Here is a 6,737-nt window from a genome sequence, read left to right on the forward strand (position 1 = left end):
TCCAGGTCAGTCGGCGGTGACGGTGGCGGCCGCGAGGCGGCGGATCGCCGTCATCGGGACGTGCAGCCAGTGCGGGCGGTGTCTGGCCTCGTACAGCACCTCGTAGACCGCCTTGTCGGTCTCGTAGGCGCGCAGCAGCTCCAGTTGGTCGAGCGGGTCCCGGCCCGAGGTCTCGGCGTAACCCCGGCAGTAGGCGGCGCGGTTGGCGCGCGACCAGGACTCGGCCCAGGAGCCGCCGGTGCCGTGCTGGCAGGCCGCGTAGTCGAACGACCGCAGCATCCCGGCGATGTCGCGCACCGGCGGCCCCGGGCGGCGGCGGTCGGTGAGCGGGCGGGCCGGTTCCCCCTCGAAGTCGATCAGCGACCAGCCCTCGCCCTCCGCGGTGCGCAGCACCTGGCCGAGGTGCAGGTCGCCGTGGAGCCGCTGCACCGGGCACTCGCCGCCGCGCGCCGCGTAGTCGGCCAGGGCCCGGTAGGTGCGGCGCAGCCCCGACTGGTAGGGGCGCAGCGCCGGCACCGCGGCGGCCGCGTCGGTCAGCCGCTCGGTCATCGCGGCCGCCGCCTCCTCCAACTCCGGCCGGCCGAGCCGGTCGGTGGGCAGGGCGGTGGCCAGCGCGGTGTGCACCTCGGCGGTGGCGCGGCCGAGGGAGCGGGCGGCGCCGGAGAAGTCGGTGCGCTGGGTGAGCGAGGCGAGCGCCAGCTGCCAGCCGTCGGCCGAGCCGGCCAGGTAGGGGACGAGGACGCCCAGGGTCAGCGGCTCGGCGTCCGGCTCGGGGGCCGCGGCGCCCGGGAAGGACGCCTCGAACCAGGCGGCGGGCGCCGGCACCCGGGCGCAGCCGGCCTCGGCCAGCGCGAGCGGGAGTTCCAGGTCGGGGTTGACGCCCGGGCTGACCCGGCGGAACAGCTTGAGGATGTGTTCCTCGCCGTAGACCACCGAGGAGTTGGACTGCTCGCCGGTGAGCATCCGGGCGGAGAGCCCGGAGGGGATGGCGGTGCCGGGCGCGCGGCCGAAGCTCAGGGTGCCGTGCCGCCCGGGGGCGCGCAGCCGCTCCAGCATCAGGGTGGCGAGCCGGTTGTCGTGCAGCGCCTCGTAGACGGCCCGGCCGCGCAGCGGCCCCTCGGTGGGGCGGCCGACGAGCGCGGGGGAGAGGGCGGGCGGCAGCACCGGGCGGACGCCGAGCAGCAGTTGGTAGCAGTCGTCCGGGGTGGTGTCGCGGGCGCCGCCGTGGCGGGCGCGGACCAGCAGGTGCAGCAGCCCGGGACCGGGCCCCGAGCCGGAGCAGGACAGCAACTCGGTGGCGGCCACCAGGGAGAGCGAGCTGAGGGGGCGGCCCTTGCCGGCGAACCAGCGCTGCCTGGGCAGCCAGCGGGCGAGCGGGCCGGTCAGCGAGCGCAACAGGGCGCTGCCGTGCGGCGCGGAGAGCTGGGGGAGACGGGCGTGCACCGTTCGGGGCGAGGAACTCTCCGGCATGGCGTCCTTTCCCCGGGCGGCAAAATATGTCCCGAAGTGTCCCGGATGGGGGCCGGTGTTGCCCGGCGGTGCGGGACGTGTCGTGAAGGAACGGCCGTGCGGGTGAGGCGAAAGGCGCCCGGATGGCGGTGGGACGCGGTGGAACGGGGCCCGGGGCCGCGGCCTGGGTGGCTGCGGCCCACGGTCGTTGGTGCGCTCAGGGGACGGCGGTGGGCGTGGGGCCCACCTCGGGTGCCTGGCGGAGCCGGAACCAGTAGAAGCCGTGGCCGGCCAGCGTCAGGAGGTAGGGGAGTTCGCCGATGGGCGGAAAGCGGACGCCGCCGATCAGCTCCACCGGGACACGGCCCGACCAGGAGCGCAGGTCGAGTTCGGTGGGCTGGGAGAAGCGCGAGAAGTTGTGCACGCACATCACCAGGTCGTCCCCGTGCTCGCGGAGGAAGGCGAGCACGGACGGGTTGGACGACGGCAGCTCACAGTAGGAGCCGAGCCCGAACGCCGGGTTCTGCTTGCGGATCTCGATCATCCGGCGGGTCCAGTGCAGCAGCGAGGCCGGCGAGCTCATCGCCGCCTCGACGTTGGTGACCTGGTAGCCGTAGATCGGGTCCATGATGGTCGGCAGGGAGAGCCGGCCCGGGTCGCAGGAGGAGAAGCCCGCGTTGCGGTCCGGCGTCCACTGCATCGGGGTGCGCACCGCGTCCCGGTCGCCGAGCCAGATGTTGTCGCCCATGCCGATCTCGTCCCCGTAGTAGAGGATCGGCGAGCCGGGCAGCGACAGCAGCAGCGCGGTGAAGAGCTCGATCTGGTTGCGGTCGTTGTCGAGCAGGGGGGCGAGCCGGCGGCGGATGCCGATGTTGGCCCGCATCCTCGGGTCCTTGGCGTACTCGGAGTACATGTAGTCGCGCTCCTCGTCGGTGACCATCTCCAGGGTCAGCTCGTCGTGGTTGCGCAGGAAGATCCCCCACTGGCAGTGGGACGGGATCTGCGGGGTCTTGGCCAGGATCTCGGAGACCGGGTAGCGGGACTCGCGCCGGACCGCCATGAAGATCCGCGGCATCACGGGGAAGTGGAACGCCATGTGGCACTCGTCCCCGCCCTTGTCGTAGTCGCCGAAGTAGTCGACGACGTCCTCCGGCCACTGGTTGGCCTCGGCCAGCAGCACGGTGTCGGGGTAGTGCTCGTCGATCTCGGCGCGCACCCGTTTGAGCAGGTCGTGGGTGGCAGGAAGGTTTTCGCAGTTGGTGCCCTCCTGCGCGAACAGGTAGGGGACCGCGTCGAGGCGGAAGCCGTCGATGCCGAGGTCGAGCCAGAAGCGGAGGGCGGAGAGGATCTCCTCCTGGACCGCCGGGTTCTCGTAGTTGAGGTCCGGCTGGTGGGAGAAGAAGCGGTGGAAGTAGTACTGCTTGCGGACCGGGTCGAACGCCCAGTTGGACGACTCGGTGTCGACGAAGATGATCCGGGCGTCCCCGTACTGCTTGTCGTCGTCGGCCCACATGTAGTAGTCGCCGTAGGGCCCCTCCGGGTCGCGGCGGGACTCCTGGAACCACCGGTGCTGGTCGCTCGTGTGGTTCATGACGAAGTCGATGATGACCCGCATGCCGCGCTGGTGCGCGGCGTCCACGAACTCGACGAAGTCGGCGAGGTCGCCGAACTGCGGGAGCACGTCGTTGTAGTCCGCGACGTCGTAGCCTCCGTCGCGCAGCGGCGACTTGAAGAACGGCGGCAGCCAGAGGCAGTCGACGCCGAGCCACTGGAGGTAGTCGAGTCTGGCGGTGATTCCCTTCAGATCACCGACACCGTCACCGTTGCTGTCCTGGAAGGAGCGGACGAGGACCTCGTAGAAGACCGCTCGCTTGAACCACTCCGGGTCGCGCTCGCGGGCTGGCGTGTCCTCGAACATGTCGAGGACCGGCTCATTGACGCTCATGGTTGGGTGACCCTCCGGTCTGTGAGGACGGTCGCAGGGCCAGAATGTGGGCCGACGAGGCGTACGCATCCGCACGGCCCGGCTCAAGCCGCACATAGTTGTCCCTGCCCCAGTGGTAGGTCGCTCCGGTGAGCTCGTCGCACACCGGGAAGGGTTCGGCACCACCCTCTTGCGCGGGCGTGAGACCGCACCCTTCGAGTTGCGCAAGGTCCAACGAGATCGTCGCTTCGTGGGTGTGGTGGGGATCGAGGTTGACCACGATCAGTACGCAGTCGGCGTGCGGTGTCCGGGTGCGCTTGGAGTAGGCCAGGATGTGCTCGTTGTTGGTTCGGTGAAAGTGCAGGTCGCGTAGGCGGCGCAGCGCCGGGTGACGACGGCGCAGGGTGTTGAGGGCGGTGATCAGGGGGGTGAGGGAACGGCCCTGGGCGTCCGCCTTGTCCCAGTCCCTGGGGCGGAGCTGGTATTTCTCGGAGTCGGCGTACTCCTCGCTGTTCGGCCCCGCGGGGGTGGCCTCGCACAGCTCGTAACCGGCATACATGCCCCAGCTGGGGGAGAGCGTGGCGGCGAGCACGGCGCGGGTCTCGAAGGCCGCGCGCCCTCCGCGCTGGAGGTAGGCGTGCAGGATGTCGGGTGTGTTGACGAAGAAGTTGGGGCGCATGTAGGCGCTGGCGGGGCCGCTGAGCTCGGTGAGGTACTCGGTGAGCTCCTGCTTGGTGTTGCGCCAGGTGAAGTAGGTGTAGGACTGCTGGAAGCCGATCCGGGCCAGCGTGTGCATCATCGCCGGTCTGGTGAACGCCTCGGCCAGGAAGATGACGTCCGGGTCGGTGCGGTTGATCTCGGCGATCACCTTCTCCCAGAACACCACCGGCTTGGTGTGCGGGTTGTCGACCCGGAAGATCCGCACCCCGCGGGCCATCCAGAAGCGCAGCAGCCGCAGGGTCTCGTTCACCAGCCCCCGGAAGTCCTGGTCGAACGAGATCGGCACGATGTCCTGGTACTTCTTCGGCGGGTTCTCGGCGTGCGCGACGGTGCCGTCGGCGCGTCTCCTGAACCACTCGGGATGTTCCTTGAGCCAGGGGTGGTCGGGGCTGCACTGGAGGGCCAGGTCGAGCGCCACCTCGAGGCCGGCGCCGGACGCCGAGGCGACGAAGTGGTCGAAGTCCTCGATGGTGCCCAGGTCCGGGTGGACGGCGTCGTGGCCGCCGGCCGGCGAGCCGATGGCCCAGGGCGAGCCGACGTCGTCCGCGTCGGCCGTCAGCGCGCCGCCCCGGCCCTTTCTGAAGGACGTGCCGACGGGGTGCACCGGCGGCAGGTAGACGACGTCGAAGCCCATCGCGGCGACGGCCGGCAGCCGTTCGGCGGCGGTGCGGAGCGTGCCGGAGATCGGGGGCGCGCCCCTGCGCACCACCGCGCCCTCGGAGCGCGGGAACAGCTCGTACCAGGAGCCGAACAACGCGCGCTCCCGCTCCACCACCAGTGGCATCGGGCGCGAGGTGGTGAGCAGTTCGCGCAGCGGGTGGCGGGTCAGGGGCTCCAGCACCGCCGAGTCCGTGGCGGCGGCCAGCCGCTCGTCGTCCGGGCTGCCGGTGTCGAGCAGCGCCGCGACGGCGGCCAGCAGGGCGTCCCGGCCGCCGTTCCTGGGGATTCCGGCGGCCGCCTGGCGCAGCACCTCGGCGCCCTCGGCGAAGGTGAGTTCGACGTCGGCGCCGGCCGGGACCTTGATCAGCGCCCGCTCCCGCCAGCTGGTCACCGGGTCGCCCCACGCCTCCACGGCGTAGGTCCAGCGGCCCTCGCTGTTGGGCGTCACCTCGGCGCCCCAGCGGTCGGTGCCGGGGGCCAGCTCGCGCATCGGAGTCCAGGGACCGCCGCGGCCGTTGGGGTCGCGGAGCACCACGTTGGCGCCCACCGCGTCCGCCCCCTCCCGGAAGACGGTGGCGGTCACCTGGAACGTCTCGCCCGGCACGGCCTTCACCGGGCGTCGTCCGCAGTCGATGCGGGGCTGGACGTCGAGGACGGGGATGCGACCGATCATCTGAGAATCACCTGAACCGGCTGGGAGATTGATGGGCTTCGTCCTTTGTATCGGTTTCGTCCCTGAGTGTCGGTGAGTGGGCGGATTCGCGTGGCGCGTGCGCGCGGGCTACCGCGCGTCGTCCACGCCGAAGATCTCCGCCATGTCGTCCAGCACCTGGTTGGCGCCCTGGAGCGACACGGAGGTCATCCAGATCTCGTCCCGGACGTCGTACGCGTGCCCGTTCTGGACGGCGGTAAGGCGTTCCCAGAGGGGATTGGCGAGGAATCTCTCCCGCCGCTCCTCGCCGCCCGAGTAGGAGGTGTAGAACAGGACGTCCGCGTCGGCCTGTTCGATCTGCTCCTCGCTGATCTCGATGTTGAACTCCTCCGGATCCCGCTGGTTCTCCGGCCGCGCCAGGCCCATGTCGGTGAGGATGATCCCGCTGAAGGTCGCGGGCAGGTAGATGCGGGTGGGGCCGTCGAGGAACCGGACGACGGAGACCGTCGGGTCGCCCAACTGCTCGTTGACCGCGGTGCCGATGGCGGTCGCCCTGGCCTCGTAGGCGGCCAGCTGCTCGGCGGCGGCGTCCTCCTCGTCCAGCGCCTCGGCGATCAGGCCGATGTTGTCCTTCCAGGTCGGCCCGGTGGTCGCGACGAAGACGGTGGGCGCGATCGCCGAGAGCTGGTCGTAGAGGTCCTCGTGGCGGACGGTCGCCGAGATGATCAGGTCCGGGTCGAGGGTGGCGATCAGCTCCAGGTTCGGGCTCTCCAGCGGGCCGACCTCCTCCGTCTCGGCCACGGCGTCGCCCAGGTACTCGGGGAAGCCGCCGAGGTCGCGGTAGGAGGAGATGCCGCCGACCAGGTTGCCGTCCAGCGCGACCACGGCCTCGACCAGGCTGTTGTCCAGGGCGACGATCCGCTGGGGCTTGGCCTCCAGGACGGTCTCGCCCTGGTCGTGCGTGACGGTGCGCGGGTACGCGCCGTCGGACGAGCCGCCCGAGGGCGCCGCGTCCTGTGACGTGTCGGTGTCGGAGCCGCCGCAGGCGGTCAGGGTGCCTGCCACGGCCAGCGACAGCAGCAGGGTGACGAGTCGGCCGCGCCGGCGGCCGACTCGGTTGGGGGTGCCGATCACAGAGTTCTCTCCCGCGCTTTCCTCTTAGGCCCGCATTTCCTTAGGCAAGCCTAACCTTGGCAAAATCTGTGTGAGAATAGCCGTTGATCCCGTTCCGCGCCATATTGGGGGTGGGGGGCGCGTCAACTTAGGTGTGCCTTACCGTGTGCGGGTGCACCTGAAGCCCGTCCCCGTCCCGGTGGCCGCCCAACCGCCACC

Annotated in this window: 4 protein-coding genes; all 4 read right to left on the reverse strand. The window is 71.0% G+C overall.

Features of this window, described 5'->3' with window-relative positions; genetic code table 11:
* Window positions 1-6: 6 nt before the first annotated feature.
* Window positions 7-1,470, reverse strand: coding sequence for a maltokinase N-terminal cap-like domain-containing protein (locus tag E1283_RS00485; RefSeq protein ID WP_132815334.1), 1,464 nt, complete (start codon window positions 1,468-1,470; stop codon window positions 7-9).
* Window positions 1,471-1,666: 196 nt separating this feature from the next.
* On the reverse strand, window positions 1,667-3,394 hold the full coding sequence (treS, locus tag E1283_RS00490) for a maltose alpha-D-glucosyltransferase (protein WP_132815336.1): 1,728 nt from the start codon (window positions 3,392-3,394) through the stop codon (window positions 1,667-1,669).
* Entirely contained in the window at window positions 3,381-5,426 is a 2,046-nt protein-coding gene (locus E1283_RS00495) for an alpha-1,4-glucan--maltose-1-phosphate maltosyltransferase (RefSeq protein WP_132815338.1), read from the reverse strand. Before E1283_RS00495 ends, treS begins: the two co-directional genes overlap by 14 nt.
* Before the next feature lie 108 nt (window positions 5,427-5,534).
* On the reverse strand, window positions 5,535-6,539 hold the full coding sequence (locus E1283_RS00500; RefSeq protein WP_243744511.1) for an ABC transporter substrate-binding protein: 1,005 nt from the start codon (window positions 6,537-6,539) through the stop codon (window positions 5,535-5,537).
* Window positions 6,540-6,737 lie beyond the last annotated feature (198 nt).

The organism is Streptomyces hainanensis, assembly GCF_004348415.1.
GTDB lineage: Bacteria > Actinomycetota > Actinomycetes > Streptomycetales > Streptomycetaceae > Streptomyces > Streptomyces hainanensis.